This is a genomic window from Roseivirga sp. BDSF3-8 (genome assembly GCF_041449215.1).
Taxonomy (GTDB): domain Bacteria; phylum Bacteroidota; class Bacteroidia; order Cytophagales; family Cyclobacteriaceae; genus JBGNFV01.
Genome location: NZ_JBGNFV010000001.1, coordinates 2,021,391 through 2,037,997, shown reverse-complemented (window position 1 = coordinate 2,037,997; position 16,607 = coordinate 2,021,391). Strand labels below are relative to the sequence as shown.

General features: G+C 43.7%; 13 protein-coding genes. 10 read left to right on the top strand and 3 right to left on the bottom strand.

Translation table 11 applies throughout. The annotated features are described in order from the left end of the window. Positions 1-88: 88 nt before the first annotated feature. Both AB9P05_RS08285 and AB9P05_RS08280 read left to right on the top strand, forming a co-directional pair. The gene (locus AB9P05_RS08285) at positions 89-613 is read left to right on the top strand and encodes a flavin reductase family protein (protein ID WP_371908354.1); all 525 of its coding nucleotides are present in this window, start codon (positions 89-91) and stop codon (positions 611-613) included. A 380-nt stretch (positions 614-993) separates the two neighbouring features. After that, positions 994-1,650, top strand: coding sequence for a DUF3365 domain-containing protein (locus AB9P05_RS08280; RefSeq protein ID WP_371908353.1), 657 nt, complete (start codon positions 994-996; stop codon positions 1,648-1,650). A gap of 1 nt (position 1,651) precedes the next feature. Here the strand turns inward: AB9P05_RS08280 and AB9P05_RS08275 are convergent, their stop codons facing one another. After that, a complete protein-coding gene (locus AB9P05_RS08275; protein ID WP_371908352.1) occupies positions 1,652-1,885 on the bottom strand; it encodes a Kazal-type serine protease inhibitor in 234 nt (77 codons plus the stop codon). Between the two features lie 11 nt (positions 1,886-1,896). After that, on the bottom strand, positions 1,897-2,475 hold the full coding sequence (locus tag AB9P05_RS08270) for a DNA-3-methyladenine glycosylase I (RefSeq protein ID WP_371908351.1): 579 nt from the start codon (positions 2,473-2,475) through the stop codon (positions 1,897-1,899). Between the two features lie 62 nt (positions 2,476-2,537). Here AB9P05_RS08270 and AB9P05_RS08265 point away from each other — a divergent pair, with 62 nt between their 5' ends. From AB9P05_RS08265 to AB9P05_RS08250, 4 genes are all read left to right on the top strand, one after another. Further along, positions 2,538-4,631, top strand: coding sequence for a CARDB domain-containing protein (locus AB9P05_RS08265; protein WP_371908350.1), 2,094 nt, complete (start codon positions 2,538-2,540; stop codon positions 4,629-4,631). Positions 4,632-4,711: 80 nt separating this feature from the next. Continuing rightward, complete coding sequence (locus tag AB9P05_RS08260) at positions 4,712-5,695, top strand: AAA family ATPase (RefSeq protein ID WP_371908349.1); 984 nt, start codon at positions 4,712-4,714, stop codon at positions 5,693-5,695. Positions 5,696-5,900: 205 nt separating this feature from the next. After that, a complete protein-coding gene (locus AB9P05_RS08255; protein WP_371908348.1) occupies positions 5,901-7,304 on the top strand; it encodes a hypothetical protein in 1,404 nt (467 codons plus the stop codon). An 81-nt stretch (positions 7,305-7,385) separates the two neighbouring features. Further along, positions 7,386-10,241 (top strand): TonB-dependent receptor domain-containing protein, encoded by a 2,856-nt coding sequence (locus tag AB9P05_RS08250; protein ID WP_371908347.1) that lies wholly within the window; start codon positions 7,386-7,388, stop codon positions 10,239-10,241. 50 nt (positions 10,242-10,291) lie between these two features. On the opposite strand, the gene AB9P05_RS08245 is transcribed toward AB9P05_RS08250, so the two are convergent. Further along, entirely contained in the window at positions 10,292-10,585 is a 294-nt protein-coding gene (locus AB9P05_RS08245) for a hypothetical protein (RefSeq protein ID WP_371908346.1), read from the bottom strand. Between the two features lie 270 nt (positions 10,586-10,855). On the opposite strand from AB9P05_RS08245, the gene AB9P05_RS08240 reads away from it, so the two are divergent. From AB9P05_RS08240 to uvrA, 4 genes are all read left to right on the top strand, one after another. Then, the gene (locus tag AB9P05_RS08240; RefSeq protein WP_371908345.1) at positions 10,856-11,764 is read left to right on the top strand and encodes a TIGR01777 family oxidoreductase; all 909 of its coding nucleotides are present in this window, start codon (positions 10,856-10,858) and stop codon (positions 11,762-11,764) included. Between the two features lie 100 nt (positions 11,765-11,864). Then, positions 11,865-12,623 carry a TIGR00730 family Rossman fold protein gene (locus AB9P05_RS08235; protein ID WP_371908344.1) on the top strand — a complete coding sequence of 253 codons (759 nt, stop codon included), beginning with the start codon at positions 11,865-11,867 and terminating at the stop codon, positions 12,621-12,623. Between the two features lie 4 nt (positions 12,624-12,627). Further along, on the top strand, positions 12,628-13,641 hold the full coding sequence (locus AB9P05_RS08230; RefSeq protein ID WP_371908343.1) for a lytic transglycosylase domain-containing protein: 1,014 nt from the start codon (positions 12,628-12,630) through the stop codon (positions 13,639-13,641). 63 nt (positions 13,642-13,704) lie between these two features. Beyond that, on the top strand, positions 13,705-16,584 hold the full coding sequence (gene uvrA / locus AB9P05_RS08225; RefSeq protein WP_371908342.1) for an excinuclease ABC subunit UvrA: 2,880 nt from the start codon (positions 13,705-13,707) through the stop codon (positions 16,582-16,584). The last annotated feature ends 23 nt before the right edge of the window (positions 16,585-16,607 follow it).

The following is a 16,607-nucleotide window of genomic DNA, read 5'->3' as shown; positions in this document are numbered from 1 at the left end:
AACATGATTATTATCAATTACTTGCTAAAACAGTAAGGCCGTGTAGTCTGTTTATGATTTGTAGACGATAATTAAACAGACGAATTATATGGACAAGCCTCAAAATAAATCAACCCAAGCATCACTGGCACTGAAAAAGATCAGCTACGGATTTTATATAGTCACCACCAAAGCACCTGCTGAGGAATTATCCAGCAGAGATAAAGACTACTATGCAGCCGGAACAGTAAGCTGGGTTAGCCAGATTTCATTTGATCCCCCACTCGTTATGGTAGCTATTCAGAAAGACAGTGACCTGAACGAGACCATTCAAAGAAGCCAGTCTTTTGCTATTAACATCGTAGGAAAGGCAGAGCTAAATATGCTAAAGGCCTTCAGTAAAGGCTCCGATGTAGAAGGAGAAAAAATCAATGGCTATTCCTTTGAAGAGAAGGAAACCGGTAGCCCCATCCTGAATGACGTACCTGCCTTTATTGAGTGTGAGCTCAATGATGCCGTTACACCCGAAGGCGATCACATGGTATTCATCGGTAAGGTCGTAAATGCAAAAGTAAGAAATGAAGATGCCGAGCCCCTCATGGAGTGGGAAACCGACTACCATTACGGTGGTTAATATCACGGACAATAATTATATGAGAGCTACCCCTGAAAGGTAGCTCTTTTTCATTTTCCTGCTCTGCGTTTAAGAATCCTCCGGCGAGACATTAGAAATTGGGCTGTAATTTGTATTTTTCTACTTATTCAGATACCTGCTACCCTATACTCTCCCTATAGTGATCCTATAGTCAAAGTATAGTCAAAGTGTGGATATCCCTGGCCCCCCTATTTAGGACTTAACTAAGACGTTAGGAATACCGATCATAACTCGGCAACCAGGTATGCATGGTGTCGCCTGTTTTTCCAGCCCCGAAAAGTGGATTACTTCTACTAAAAATGATAAAATGCAGTCCTGTAGTTGAACATCGATAATTTGAACCCGAAAACAGAAGTCCTATGACTCGCTATTTTTGCCTCTCAATAGTATTCGCTACGATGCTATTCTCTTCCTGTGATATGGAACAGCGAAAAATAACTAGTGAGGCGCTCAAAGATGAGAGAAAAAGCAGGGAAATTAAGCAGGTAAAAGAAGGTGAGATTCTTAATGCCGCGCTTCAAACGGGAAGAGAAGTATCCCGCATATCCCAGCAGGAACTGATCGCCACTTTACAGCTAGCAATAGAGGCGCATGGCGTACCTGGCGCAGTCACCTTCTGTAATGTAGAAGCCCTTTCCCTCATGGATAGCCTCAGCACTGCTACCAAAAGCCGAATTCGTCGCGTCTCTCAGCGCTATCGCAACCCAAAGGATGAGCCAAATGAATTGGAGGCCAATCTTCTCGACGCCTATGCCTACTCTGTAGAACAAAACGAAGCCCCCGGAGACAATATCCAAATGCTCGATAATGGTAAAATTCTCTATACCAAACCCATTTTATTAGGAGCTGAACTCTGTCTTAATTGCCACGGCACTAAATCAGAAATAAGCCCGGAGACCCAGTCACAGATAAATGAGCTCTATCCCCAAGATAAAGCCACCGGGTATCAAATAGGTCAGCTTAGAGGCATGTGGAGTATTGAGCTTGATAAAACCGAGATCATAAAGAATATGTAAGTCACGAGTCACAAACACCCGCCCTATACTCCGTCACCCCTGCATTTGTCGCTTCGCAGTCGTTTGGGTACGTTTGCCCGTTGCAGCCGCACACCGGATCATAAATCTGTATACACGCCGCATCTTCATTTATCAGACTCGCATCTATACACCCGGATGATCTCTCCTCTTCTTTTCCGCACCCCAGGGCCAGCATAGTCCCCCCCAGTAGCATGAATTGTAATAGTAGTTTCATAAAAAAATGAATTAGACTTCTGAATAACGAAAGCAAGATACCAGGTGGTCATTTACCAGCCCGCATGCCTGCATGTGCGCATACATAATCACGCTTCCAGTAAATTTAAATCCCCTCTTTTTCAAATCCTTGCTTAGCCGGTCCGACTCTTCAGTTCGGGCAGGTACCTCCTTTAAAGAGTTCCACTGATTTATAATCGGCTCCCCCTTTACAAAACCCCAGATATACTTATCAAAGCTGCCAAACTCTTCCTGAATTTTTAGAAACAACCTCGCATTCGTCACCGCCCCACGTATTTTCAGTTCATTGCGGATAATTCCTGCATCCTTTTTCAGACGCTGGATATCCTCTTCCGTATATTCAGCCACCTTCACCGGGTCAAAATCACTGAAGCAACGGCGATACCCCTCTCTTCTGTGAAGGATCGTTCGCCAGCTCAGCCCAGCCTGCGCTCCCTCAAGTATAAGAAACTCAAAATGCGTACCGTCATCATGCACCGGTACGCCCCATTCATCGTCATGGTAGGCTTTGTAGGCTTCAGACTCACCTTCGGCCCATGGACAGCGATTAGCTTTTGATAATGTAGTCATAACAGATGAATAATATAAAAAATGAGACAGATGTATAGCTTTGATCGACTAAACAATTTTTTATGAAAAAGCTACTCACATTATTATTAACCATTTTCTCAATTTCAGCCTACGCCACTCCCGACCTTATTATAAGTTCATACTACCTTCCTACTACTGTTTTAACAGCTGGTAGCAGTATGACTATAAGTGTAGGCGTTAAAAATATAGGTACATCTGCATCAGAAGAAGTAGATGTTAAGGTTTTTCTATCAACCGATAATTCTTACTCCGAGGAAGATATTCGATTATTTTGGCAGGAAACAGAAGGTATAGGTGTAAATGAATCGGATGGAGAAATAGCGAATATTACCATTCCAGTTAATACCCCCGCAGGTTCGTATCACCTAGTATTTTACGCAGATCATGAAGGGTTTGTCTCAGAATTAGACGAAAGCAATAATACTGATTTCAGAGAAATTACAGTGGAACCAGGGCTTCCTGACTTCTCAGCAACTGATTTATTTGGGCCGGCTTCAGCAATTGTGGGAAACACTATTAACATAGGATGTACTGTTACTAATTCTGGTACAGCAAATAATGTTAGCTTCAAGGTTACATATTATCTGTCTAAAAAAACATATTTGGATGGGACTGAAACGGTCCTTGGGTACGATTTCTCTACTGGTGACGATGGGGAATACGGCCAATTTATGCTTCCTGCCATTACCGATGGAAATTATTACATTCTTTACGAAGTAGATAGTGACCAGGATGTAACTGAGTCTAATGAATCGAATAATATCGCTTATCAGGCTATACAGATTTTTAACCGACCTGACCTGGAAATTACTTCCTTAAACTTGAACCAACACATTTTTTCAACAACCCCTGTTGTCGACTTCACTTTAAATGTCTTGAACTCTGGTACGCTGCCTTCTACAACTGTTAACCTGCAGGGATATCTTTCTACCGACAGTAATATTGGATTCGGCGATATACAATTTTATTCTTCGACATTGAGTGGTTTAAACGTTGGTCAGCAGACGACGATTACTGATCAAATCACATTAAATCCGATTACGGAAGGTGATTACTATGTCATATTTGCCGTCGATCAAAATAATAGTTTGATAGAAATATCAGAATTGAATAATCAAAAGGCATTATTCACGACAATCTACCAGCCCTATCCAGACTTTGCTATAAGCAACCTTTCCGTACCAACATCAATAAAGCCAGGAGATGGCGGAAATATTTCATTTCGAGTATCCAATAATGGTGAAATTTCTGGGTCAACTGATTATGCTGTTTACCTCTCAGGATCATCTTCTATCCCCGCCGGAGTTTCACCTATTGCTACTGGCAGTATATCAACACTATCTGTAGGGCAAAGTAGAATTATAAATAAGACGATAAATATTCCTTTAGGAGCAACCACTGGTGATGATAGAAAGCTAATTGTATTGATTAATACTTCTAAAGCCCACGAAACGAATTCTTCAAATAATAAGACTAGCGCAGATATTGGTATTGGCGAAATTGATTTAAAGGTAGAGATAATTCAATTCAAGATCTTGGGAGCATCAAGTGATTTTACCTCTTCTGTTACAGAAAATGAAAGTGTGAATTATAAGGTGAAATTTTCCAACGCTGGAACACTTACTGGCAAAAATATTTATGTAACAACTTTAATGTCATTAAACGGAGATATTCGCTATGCCACTACGGTAAAGGAGGGATATATCACTTTAATTCCAGGTGAATTCGTTACCTGGGATGAGATTTTCGTGCCGTCTGGGTATACACAAAACTACTATGGTACAAAATATTTTCATGCCATAGGTAATATAGGTAACCCATCAATTGCGGAAAGTGATAAAACAAATAATGAGGTAATTCGGACTATCACAGTCAATTCGTCGAGTAGATTCTCAGAGCCTAAAGAAGAGGTTAAAATTGCTTCATACTTCTCTAACCCTGTTAAGGGAAATAAACTTCACCTTTACCTAAAAGAAAGAGCTAATATTCAGATTCTCACGCTTGATGGGGTAGTTTTGGTAAGTAAGAGCCTATATGTAGGAAAACATGAAATAGGGCTAGCTCTCCCTTCTGGAGTTTACTTATTGAAAATTGACGGAAGCGAATCAAATTATCATAAACTTATTGTTGAATAGGCTGCTTTAGTCAATAAAGAAAGGAATGGAATTATCCCTTCCTTTCTTTATTTTTGCCAGTAGGATAAAAAATGATGATTATGGATGCACCCTTGGAGCATAAGGACAAGTACCAGGAACAGATACAAAACGTCTTTCGCGAAATAGGCAAGGTAGTTGTCGGACAGGAATACATGGTCAATAGACTACTGATCGGACTATTTACCCATGGGCACGTGTTGCTTGAGGGTGTTCCCGGTTTGGCCAAAACACTTACAGTCAATACCCTGGCTAATGTACTGCACCTCGACTTCAAGCGTATCCAGTTTACCCCCGACCTCCTCCCTGCAGATCTGGTAGGTACCATGATCTACAATCAGCAGCGCGCAGAGTTCGAGGTAAAAAAAGGCCCCATTTTCGCGAATATCGTATTAGCCGATGAGGTAAACCGCTCCCCTGCCAAGGTCCAGGCCGCTCTGCTCGAGTCCATGCAGGAGCGCCAGGTCACTATCGGCGAAACCACCTATAAGCTCGATACCCCCTTCCTCGTACTCGCTACCCAAAACCCCGTCGACCAGGAAGGTACCTACCCGCTCCCCGAAGCACAGGTAGACCGTTTCATGATGAAGGTGTACGTCGATTACCCTTCCAAAGAAGACGAACTTGAGATCATGCGGCGGATGGCTAACCTCAGCTTTCATAGAACAGTCGAGACCCATCTTACCAAAGAGGACATATTCGCTATCAGAGATGAGATCAATAAAGTCAATATGTCCGAGTCTTTGGAGCGCTATATCATTGAACTCGTGTTCGCTACCCGTAGACCTGAAGATTATAAGCTTACCGAAGAGGCCGCCTATATTCAGTTTGGTGCATCACCCAGGGCCAGCATTAACCTTAACCGCGCCGCCAAGGCAGTCGCCTATTTTGATGGGCGTGATTATGTACTGCCGGAGGACATAAAAGAAGTAGCCACCGACGTGCTCAACCACCGGATTCTACTCAACTTTGAAGCCGAAGCAGACGGAGTTTCTACACACCAAATCATACGGACAATACTTAATAAAGTGCCTATTAATTATTGATAACATACGCCTTCTACCGGACAAAAACCTTCTTAAAACCTCCCTAAGGAGGTTTTTTTTGTTATACCCCCTTCGTTTGGTTAACAATTAATTAACCTCCTTTTATCCTCTCATAATGATTTCATAACAAAGACCAAGCCCCTACTTAACATTACTTGGTCACCTTTGTGGCGTAGGATTTTTAACCCAACCAAGTAATTCTAACATGAGAAGATTTTCGTTTTTGACAACACTCCTTGCAGGACTCGCCTTTACGGTATCTTGTAGCGATGATGACGATACACCTGATCCGGTAACCCCTACTCCCGAGCCCGATGCTAACGTTGTAGAAATTACACCATCATCAAATGGTGTAGGTACAACCACATGGGATTCCGATAGTGTGTATATTCTACGTGGTTTCATATTTGTAAATGAAAACCAGACCCTAACTATTGAACCTGGTACTGTTATAAAAGGCCAGACTGGACAAGGCTCTAGTGCATCAGCCCTTATTGTTGCCCGTGGTGGCACTATTATAGCTAATGGTACTTCAACTGACCCTATCATTTTTACTGCTGAGTCCGATCCTTTGGATGGTACATTTGATGCAGCAGCAACACAACAGTGGGGGGGACTTATTATTCTAGGAAGAGCCACTACTAATAATCAGGATTCTCCTGAAAAACTTGTTGAAGGTATAACAGACGAGTCTGGTCGTGGATTGTATGGTGGTTCTGATGATTCTGATAATAGTGGTACCCTAAGATATGTTTCTATTCGTCATGGAGGTTCACTACTAGGTGATGCCAATGAGATTAACGGCCTTACTTTAGGTGCGGTAGGCAATGGAACTACTATTGAAAACATTGAAGTATGGTCTAATTTTGATGATGGTATTGAAATGTTCGGAGGTACTGTAAATCTCAAGAATGTAGCTGTATCATGGGCAGGTGATGATGCAATAGATTATGATGAAGGGTACCGGGGTAAGCTTCAGAACGTTTTTGTTTGGACAGTAACCAGTCAACTTCAGTCAGATGATCCTCGTGCTGGTGAACATGATGGTGGTGTAAGTGCCAATGAGCGTCTGCAGCCTTATGCCATACCCACCTTTTATAATGCTACTTATTTGATGGATAGCGACGACCCAACTGCTAGCATTACTAATACAATTATTTTCCGGGATAATGCTGGTGGTAAATACTTTAATAGTATTTTCTATGGCTATGATGGATCGGTTGAGGTTGAGGATCTAGCTGAAAACCCCGACTCATATACGAGATTTGAGAGTGGAGACCTAGAATTTTCAAATAACCTCCTGTACGATATAAACGGCGTAACTGATAACGCTAATATTGAAGATATCTTCACACTAAGTGGTGCTCCGGAAGCCGGGAATGAATCTACGTGGAAAGCCTATGGTGCTAATAATAATATGGTAGCAGACCCGGGTTTTGGGTCAGGTGTAGATGCCATCGTCCCCTCTGCTTCTGAAGTTACTAGTGACCTTGCCACAGTTCCTTCTGATGGATTCTTTTCCAATCAACAGTATAAAGGAGCTTTCCAACCGGGCCAAACCCCTTGGATCGCTAACTGGACTAAAGCCTGGGAAGTACTGAATCAGTAATCATACCCCATAAAAACTTTAAAGAAGCATCCGCCATGAGGGCGGGTGCTTTTTGAATGGTTTCTCAAATTCTATTAAAAAATGCTTAAGAAGGTAATTTTATCTGCTGTTTTCCTCGTATTTGGAATTGCGGCATTTGCACAGAACAACGGTACCATTCGTGTGACCGTTGTAGATGACGAAACAGGCGAAGCCCTGATCGGTGCCAACGTCGCGTTGGAAGGTACTACCACAGGTGGTGCCGCCGACCTCGACGGAAAGGCATCAATCCCCAATCTTGCTCCTGGCACTTATAGCGTGCAGGTTTCCTACGTCTCTTACCAGACACAAACTATCAGAGACATCCGGTTAGAAGCTGGTGAAACAGAGGTTCTTACCGTAAGACTTGCTGTAGAGGACGATGTGCTCGAAGAAGTAGTAGTAACAGCCGAGGCTATTAAAAGTAGCGAAACAGCCCTGCTTACCGTACAGAAAAAATCTCCCGTGGTTCTTGATGCCATATCTGCAGACATGTTTAGCAGAAATGGCGACGGTGACGCTGGTGCAGCCATCAAGCGTGTTACCGGGGTAACCGTACAGGAAGGTAAGTACGTTTATGTACGTGGCCTGGGTGATCGCTATAGCAAAACTACACTCAATGGTGCCGACCTTCCTGGGTTAGATCCTAACCGTAACTCTGTACAATTAGACCTTTTCCCCAGTAACCTTATAGACAATATCATTGTCTATAAGACCTTTTCTCCTAATCTTCCCGGTGACTTTTCAGGAGGTCTAGTAGATATTGCTACAAAAGATTTTCCTGACAGGTTTACATTTCAGGTTAGTGCCTCCCTTGGATATAATACAGTTTCATCATTCAATGATAATTTCCTCACCTACGAGGGCGGTGGACTTGACTGGCTAGGAATAGACGATGGCACACGTGAGTTGCCGGCCCAGATAAAGCAATACACTAATGCTACATTTCCTGAGCGCTATGAAGACCCGGCTGCCTTGGATGCAGCAACTAAAAGTTTTGAAAATACGGAGTTCGAGCCCTCTTCTAAACAGCCCTTCCTAAACCAAAGTTTTAGTGTGGCTATTGGAGATCAGCTGAATATTGGTGAAAAACAGTTAGGTCTTATTGGATCTCTTTCATACGATAGAGACTATTCTGCTATATCTGATGGATTTGTTGGACGATATAGTGGAGTTAGCGCGGGAGTTGGTACCTTGGAAGGAAATACTGATTTTCTTCTCAATGATGAAGCTGGATCGGAAAGCGTAACATGGGGAGCCATGGTTGCGGGTGCTATTAAGCTAAATAACTTCCATAAGATACAGGCTACCCTTCTTCGAAACCAAAGTGGTATTAAAGAAGCCAGGTATTTGGAGGGAAACTGGAGTTTATCGGGTACAGTAAACCCCTGGATAGATAACTCCAACTTTTACGAAACTCGTACAATTTATTTTAAAGAACGATACATCAATACTGGTCAGTTACAGGGTACCCATACCATTCCAGGAATAAATAATGCTGAAGTTGAATGGTTGAGTTCTTATTCCTTAGGTTCATTTGATGAACCTGACCTTCGTTTCTTCACAAATAACTATATCGCGCAAGAAGGTGATACTTCCTTTATTCAGTCAAATCTTAACCGCCCTGGTCGTTACTTCCGGGGTATGGAAGAAAGTAGCTTTGATAATAAGGTAGACATAACAATACCTACAGCGGGGTGGAATGATCAAGAAGCCAAGATACGATTTGGTGCTGCATACAGATTCAAAGAAAGAGAGTACAATGAAAGACGTCTTGAGTATGTTAGAGGTAACGGAGCTGAAAGATATGCTGGAGACATTGATGATTATCTCGCTCAGGAAAATTTAGGATATACAAGTGATGGCGGTTTTGGCCTTTATCTTATAGATGGTACTCGGGAAGAAAATAATTATAAAGCTGATCAAACTATCATTTCTGGATATATAATGGGCGAGTTGCCTATTACAGAAAGCTTTAAAGCTATAGTTGGTGCTCGGGTTGAGAATACTGATCAAAATCTGAGAACGCTCAATGAAGTACCAGGTATTGGTGGAAGGATTACGGGAAATATTAAGGCTTTCGATGTTCTTCCCTCCATCAACCTGACATATGAGGTTGAGGAAAATATGAATATTCGCGGAGCCTATGGTAGGACCCTTGCAAGGCCTTCATTCCGAGAGTTCGCCCCCTTAGTAACTTTTTCATTCCAGGGAGACCCTGCCCTTCAGGGTAACCCCAACCTTGAAAGAACCCTGATAGATAATCTTGACCTCCGTTGGGAATGGTATCCGGCGGCACAGGACTATCTTTCCGCAAGTGTTTTCTATAAAAACATGGATAGTCCTATCGAGCGTACGGTTAACCCTCAGAATAATAATCTTCTTTTTGAGTTTCAGAATGTTAATCAGGCTACCCTCCTTGGCTTAGAGCTGGAAGCTCGCAAAACACTCGGCTTCTTAACACCCGCTCTCAAGGATTTCCGGGCCTCAGTAAATATAACCTTAGTAGATTCTAAAGTTAATCTTTCTGATGAGGAGCTAATTGCACGTAGAGTATTTGATCCAACTGCTGAAGATACGAGGCCTCTGTATAATCAGTCACCTTATATCATCAACGCCGGACTAAGCTATAATAACCTGGAGTCAGGTTGGGATATAAATGCAGTTTACAACGTGTTTGGTGAAAGAATTACAGCCGTTTCCCTTGCTTTGCCCTTCATTTATGAACAACCAAGACCTGATCTCTCTCTAACAGTAAAAAAGGGCATTGGTGAACATTGGAGTGTAAAAGCAAAGGCTTCAAACATCCTTAACTCCACCTACAGAGAAGAACTCAACTATAATGGTAGAGATTATATCTGGAGCAATTTTAACACAGGTCAGACATTCTCACTGGGAGTGACTTACCTTATTGAATAAGTACCTTCATAAGCAAACATAGTAAATAAGGGGCTGGTTTTTCCAGCCCTTTATTTTTTGTACCTGAAGTAAAAGTCATACTGATTTGGCTCCCCACCCTCAGCATATCCCTTCGCGTAGATAGATACGTTACTGAAGTCAGGATACGACTTCCAGTTTATCAAAACCCTCTCCTGGTGCTGAGTAGGAGGCAACATGTCTAGCCCAAATGCCTCAATTGACTCCTGTGCAAAAGGCAACTCAGGGTTCTTTACCACTATCTCCGATAGTTTATCACCCCCCTCATATTGCAGGTTAATGTTTTTCTCGCCATATACCTGGAAGTGAACGCGCTTGTCCACCATACTTTCTTTTCGTAAAGACCGTATCAGGTTTGCCTAGTATCTCCGTCACCTCCTCCGGGCTATTTTTACATCCAGGTATAGCCCCAAACTATTTTAAATAACAGCAATAAGATTGATCCGCTAAGTATTGATTTCATGAGCGCAAAATATAAAAGAGCTGACCATATAATGAGTAGATCAGGTCATCTGTAAGTTAATTTTTTACAGTTCATAATGTGGGCTAAAAACACTACTATTAAGCGGCTGTTGTATCAATAAATGTGAAATTCCATGCCTAAAAATGTACTTATCACCGGAGGTACCGGCCTTGTCGGACACCACCTTACCCTCCTTCTCATTTCCAAAGGATACCATGTTGCCCACCTCAGCCGTAGCCCTTCTCCGGACAGCAGCATTACCACCTACCTGTGGGACATAGATAAAGGCTACATTCAACGGGAAGCCCTTGATTTTGCAGACTATATTATTCACCTCGCCGGTGCAGGCGTTGCCGATAAAAAATGGACCGATAGCCGCAAGAAAGTTATTATGAACAGCAGGACCCAAAGCACCCGCCTCCTTTTTGATACCATAAGCCAGGGAGGCTATCCCCTGCAGCGGTTCGTTTCCGCCTCCGCCATCGGCTATTATGGAATGGATACCGGCGATAAATGGATAACGGAAGAAAGTGGTCACGGCACAGATTTCCTGGCCGATGTTACCAGTAGATGGGAAGAAGAGGTAAAAAAATTTCATCAGATAGATGTACCCGAAGTCAGGATCAGAATAGGGGTAGTATTAGCTGAAGAAGGTGGAGCACTTCCTAAAATGGCTAAACCCGTACGTTTTGGCCTCGGCGCTCCACTAGGTGACGGCAGTCAGTACGTTAGCTGGATACATATACAAGACCTATGTGGCATTCTCGCGCATGCACTTACAAGCAACCGCATGGAAAATCAACCGTATAATGCCGTAGCCCCTTATCCTGTTACTAATAAAGAATTGACCAAACAAATTGGCAAAGCTCTCAGGAAACCTGTGTTTTTACCTTCCGTGCCTGCCTTTATGCTGAAAATGGTTCTTGGTGAAATGTCACAGATCGTATTGGGAGGTAATAGGGTTAGTAGTGAAAAAATACGTCATACCGGGTTTGATTTTAGCTACCCCCATGTAGATCAGGCACTCAAAGACCTCCTGTAAGAGCCATCGTTAGTAAAAAAGTATCGCCTCTATTTTGGCAAATTCTTTGATAAGGGTTATTTTACGTCCCTTTTTTTAAAATACAACCTAATTTTTAAGAATGACAGAAATAAAAGGAAAGCTCCCCGAGCACAAAGAGGGAGCAAACCTGAACGAAGATGAAATAAAAATTCGTCAGGCCTTCAAAGACCGCGACTGGAATGAAATCAAGATCGCAGATAGCTGGGCCATATTTAAAATAATGTCCGAGTTTGTCGAAGGCTTCGAAAAGCTTACCAAGATAGGCCCTTGCGTGTCCATCTTCGGTAGTGCACGTACCCTCGATAATCACCCATACTATATAATGGCCGAGGAGATCGCCGCAAAGCTTGTACGCCACGGTTATGGCGTTATCACCGGAGGCGGTCCTGGTATTATGGAAGCTGGTAACAAAGGTGCTAAGCGTGAGGGAGGAAAATCTGTAGGATTAAATATTATCTTACCTTTCGAGCAGTTCAATAATATTTACATAGACCCTGACAAATTGATCACTTTTGATTATTTTTTTGTTAGGAAAGTAATGTTCGTCAAATACGCTCAGGGTTTTGTCGTCATGCCTGGTGGCTTCGGCACACTCGATGAGCTATTCGAAGCACTTACCCTTATCCAGACTAAAAAGATCGGTCGTTTCCCTATAGTACTTGTAGGTAAAGATTATTGGTCAGGTTTGGTAGACTGGATTAAAGATGTGCTGCTCAGAAGAGAGAAGAATATCAATTCTGAGGATTTAGATCTGTTTTCAGTGGTAGACGACCCCTCTGATGCAGTTAAAGTAATTGACGACTTTTACGCCAAGTACTTATTATCGCCAAACTTTTAGATCTATGAAGGGATATTTGATAGTTGCTCAGTGGGTTTTGATTGCCGTCCTTTTCGGTGTCCTTTTTTACAATAGCGGATCAGGTGAAATCGCTGAATCCCCATCTCAACCTGTTGACTATCAACAAGTACCCCTCGCAGATAAGCCGTTTGACATAGTAAATACATACGATCTACCTGATAATCTTACATTTGCAGGAGAGGTAGTTCCACTGGAAGACCCCGATGTCAGAGAAAGACTCGACAGGGAGATTTATACAAATCTTTACTATCACTCGAGTACCATCTCCATTCTCAAAAGTGCTAATCGGTGGATGCCAGCCATTGAGAAAATACTGGCAGAAAATAATATCCCCGATGACTTCAAATACCTCGCTCTTATTGAAAGTGGCCTCAAAAATGTAGTGTCACCTGCAGGGGCAACAGGGTTCTGGCAGTTAAGAGATATCACTGCCAAGGAGCTTGGTCTTGAGGTGAATGTTGAGGTAGATCAGCGGTATGATCCTATAAAAAGCACAGAAGCCGCCGCCAAATACCTCAATAAAAGCTACGCTAAATTTGGTTCCTGGACCAATGCCGCCGCCAGTTACAATATTGGCATGTACGGGCTGGATAAGCGACTGAAAGATCAGCGCGTAATTAGCTATTATGACCTCCTCCTTAATGAGGAAACCAGCCGCTACCTGTTTCGTGCGCTGGCACTGAAAGAGATTTACGAAAACAGAGCCAAGTACGGTTATGATTTCCCCAGCGATCATATGTATGGAAATGAAGACCTGAGGGTAGTGACTATTGATCATGACGTAAAAAACTTTGTTGACTACGCAATAGACCTCGGGATCAACTACAAAATTCTCAAGCAGTACAACCCCTGGCTCAGAGGTAGGTCACTTACCGTAAGTAAGGGCAACAGCTACCAAATACTCGTACCCCGGAACCCTCCCCAGTTCACCATTCGTTCAATGGAAAGTGAGGAGTCCAACTATGCTGAAAGTAAGACACAAATAGCCACCCCCTAACAACGCGGGCCCCTCTTACGTTATCATTCGGTACAGACCCGAATTTTTCCTTTAATTTTGAGCATGCAAACAGGCGAAGCAACGCAAAAGCCTTTAGAATCTGTAGAGGATAATAATACCCATGACCCCAGCGGCCACGAACTCATAGAGATATTTGGCGCTCGGGAACATAACCTTAAAAACGTAGACCTCACCCTGCCCCGCAATAAGCTGGTAGTATTCACCGGCATTAGCGGGAGTGGTAAATCAAGTCTGGCATTCGATACCATCTATGCCGAAGGTCAGAGGAGATACATGGAAAGCTTTTCGGCCTATGCAAGGTCCTTTATCGGTGAGCTGGAACGCCCCGATGTGGATAAGATAAACGGCCTCAGCCCCGTCATTTCCATTGAGCAAAAAACCACTTCCAAGAACCCCCGCTCCACCGTAGGAACAGTTACTGAAGTTTATGACTTCATGCGCCTTCTTTTTGCCCGCGCCTCCGAAGCCTACTCCTACAAGACCGGCAATAAGATGGTCAGGCAGTCTGAGGATCAGATAATTGATCACATTCTTGAAAATCATGACGGCAAGAAGCTCATCATCCTTGCCCCCGTTATCAAAGGCCGTAAAGGACACTACCGTGAGCTTTTTACCCAGATCCGGAAAATGGGATTTACCAGGGTCAGAGTAGATGGGGAGCTGATGGAGATGCAGCCCAAAATGCAGGTCGATCGCTATAAGACCCATGATATCGAGATAGTAATAGACCGCGTTTTAGTCAAGCCTGCAGACAGGTACCGCATAGGTCAGTCAGTAAAAAATGCCCTGCAGCACGGTAAAGGCCTTATGATGCTTCAGCATGAAGATGATAGCGTTAGCCACTTTTCTCAGCACCTCATGGACCCCGAGACAGGCCTTTCCTACGATGAGCCTGCCCCCAATTCCTTCTCCTTTAACTCCCCATATGGCGCCTGTCCCCAGTGCAATGGGTTGGGAGTAATAGAAGAAATTACCGATGAGTCAGTCATACCAGACCCCTCCCTCAGTATTAGCCGTGGTGGCTTAGCCCCACTGGGAGAATACCGCGATATCTGGATCTTCAAAAAAATCCAATCCATACTTAAAAAGCATGGATTTAGTATTACCACCCCCCTCAAAGACCTTCCCGAACCCATTCTACACCTGTTGCTGCGCGGTGATAGTGTTCCTGTTGCTGTCGATTCAGTCAAGCACCCCGGGACCAAGTGGAAAACCAAGTTTGAAGGCATCATCAGCTTCCTCGAGAAACAGCGTGAATCAGGGTCTGATAAAGTAAGAAAGTGGGTGGAAGAATTCACGATCACCAACACCTGCCCTTCATGCAATGGCGACAGGCTTAAAAAAGAAAGCCTTCACTTCAAGTTTGGAGGAAAGAATATTGCTGAGCTTGCCCGTCTCGATATATTCCATCTCGGTCAGTGGTTTGATACAGTCGAAGAAAATATTAGTGACCGGCAAAAAGTTATAGCCCAGGAAGTACTCAAAGAGATAAGAAAGCGCGTTGGCTTTCTCCTTGGAGTAGGACTTGATTACCTCCACCTGAACCGGCCGCTTCGGACTCTCAGTGGTGGTGAGGCACAACGTATTAGGCTCGCCACACAAATAGGCACCCAACTCGTCGGAGTACTGTATATTCTCGATGAGCCAAGCATCGGCCTCCATCAGCGGGACAATATCAAACTCATTCAGGCCCTCAAAGACCTTCGCGATCTGGGCAATACCGTCATTGTGGTAGAACATGATCGGGATATGATGCTCGAATCAGATTTTATCATTGATATAGGGCCGGGTGCTGGGCGCCACGGTGGCCAGATTGTGGCCGCCGGCTCACCCCAAAAGCTTATGGCAGATAATAGCCTCACTGCCCGTTATCTTCAGGGTAAAGTTACCATAGCCATACCCGAACAGAGGCGTGAAGGCAACGGAAAGTCCCTCACCCTGACCGGAGCCAGTGGGCATAACCTTAAAAATGTCAACCTTAAGCTACCGCTCGGTAAGTTTATATGTATCACAGGAGTAAGTGGTAGTGGCAAATCCACCCTTATTCACGATACCCTGTTCCCTATACTCAACCAGCATTTCTTTCGCAGCAGGAAAGAGCCCCTCTCGTACAAGAAAGTAAAAGGCCTTGAAGATATTGACAAGGTAATAGAAGTAGATCAATCCCCTATAGGCCGTACCCCAAGGTCCAACCCTGCCACATACACAGGAGTCTTCACCGATATCAGAGCCCTGTTTGCCGAGCTTCCTGAGGCTAAGATCCGTGGCTATAAACCCGGGCGCTTCAGCTTTAATGTGAAAGGAGGAAGGTGCGAAACCTGTGAAGGGGCTGGCATGAGAGTTATTGAAATGGACTTTCTACCAGACGTTCACGTACCCTGTGAAACCTGCAAAGGCAAAAGATATAATCGCGAAACCCTTGAAGTTCGCTTCAAAGGCAAATCCATTTCCGATGTGCTCGATATGACAGTAGAGCAGGCCGTTGAGTTTTTCGATAATCAGCCAAAAATTCGTCGTAAGATCCAAACCCTGAATGATGTTGGGCTTGGCTACATTACCCTCGGCCAGCATGCTACTACCCTCAGCGGCGGAGAGGCCCAGCGGGTTAAACTTTCTACCGAGCTATCCAAGAGAGATACCGGGAAAACGCTTTATATTCTGGATGAGCCTACCACAGGGCTGCATTTTCAGGATATTCAGCATTTGCTTGATGTACTTAATAGACTGGTAGACAAGGGAAATACCGTTTTAGTCATTGAGCACAATATGGATGTGGTAAAGGTAGCCGACCACATTGTAGACCTTGGTCCCGAAGGTGGTGACAAAGGAGGGAACATTGTGGCAAAAGGAACGCCGGAAGAGGTTATTTCAAAAAGCGACAGTTATACCGCCCAGTTCCTGAAAATTGAGATGCAACGGTAAAAAATAGGGCTGCCGCGAGTGCG

Bases quoted from the DNA above. Each gene is read 5' to 3' on its own strand.
- AB9P05_RS08280 (WP_371908353.1), top strand. From the start codon at position 994: ATGACTCGCTATTTTTGCCTCTCAATAGTATTCGCTACGATGCTATTC.
- AB9P05_RS08275 (WP_371908352.1), bottom strand. From the start codon at position 1,885: ATGAAACTACTATTACAATTCATGCTACTGGGGGGGACTATGCTGGCC.
- AB9P05_RS08240 (WP_371908345.1), top strand. From the start codon at position 10,856: ATGCCTAAAAATGTACTTATCACCGGAGGTACCGGCCTTGTCGGACAC.
- AB9P05_RS08230 (WP_371908343.1), top strand. From the start codon at position 12,628: ATGAAGGGATATTTGATAGTTGCTCAGTGGGTTTTGATTGCCGTCCTT.
- AB9P05_RS08270 (WP_371908351.1), bottom strand. From the start codon at position 2,475: ATGACTACATTATCAAAAGCTAATCGCTGTCCATGGGCCGAAGGTGAG.
- AB9P05_RS08260 (WP_371908349.1), top strand. From the start codon at position 4,712: ATGGATGCACCCTTGGAGCATAAGGACAAGTACCAGGAACAGATACAA.
- AB9P05_RS08245 (WP_371908346.1), bottom strand. From the start codon at position 10,585: ATGGTGGACAAGCGCGTTCACTTCCAGGTATATGGCGAGAAAAACATT.
- AB9P05_RS08235 (WP_371908344.1), top strand. From the start codon at position 11,865: ATGACAGAAATAAAAGGAAAGCTCCCCGAGCACAAAGAGGGAGCAAAC.
- AB9P05_RS08285 (WP_371908354.1), top strand. From the start codon at position 89: ATGGACAAGCCTCAAAATAAATCAACCCAAGCATCACTGGCACTGAAA.
- AB9P05_RS08265 (WP_371908350.1), top strand. From the start codon at position 2,538: ATGAAAAAGCTACTCACATTATTATTAACCATTTTCTCAATTTCAGCC.
- AB9P05_RS08255 (WP_371908348.1), top strand. From the start codon at position 5,901: ATGAGAAGATTTTCGTTTTTGACAACACTCCTTGCAGGACTCGCCTTT.
- AB9P05_RS08250 (WP_371908347.1), top strand. From the start codon at position 7,386: ATGCTTAAGAAGGTAATTTTATCTGCTGTTTTCCTCGTATTTGGAATT.
- uvrA (WP_371908342.1), top strand. From the start codon at position 13,705: ATGCAAACAGGCGAAGCAACGCAAAAGCCTTTAGAATCTGTAGAGGAT.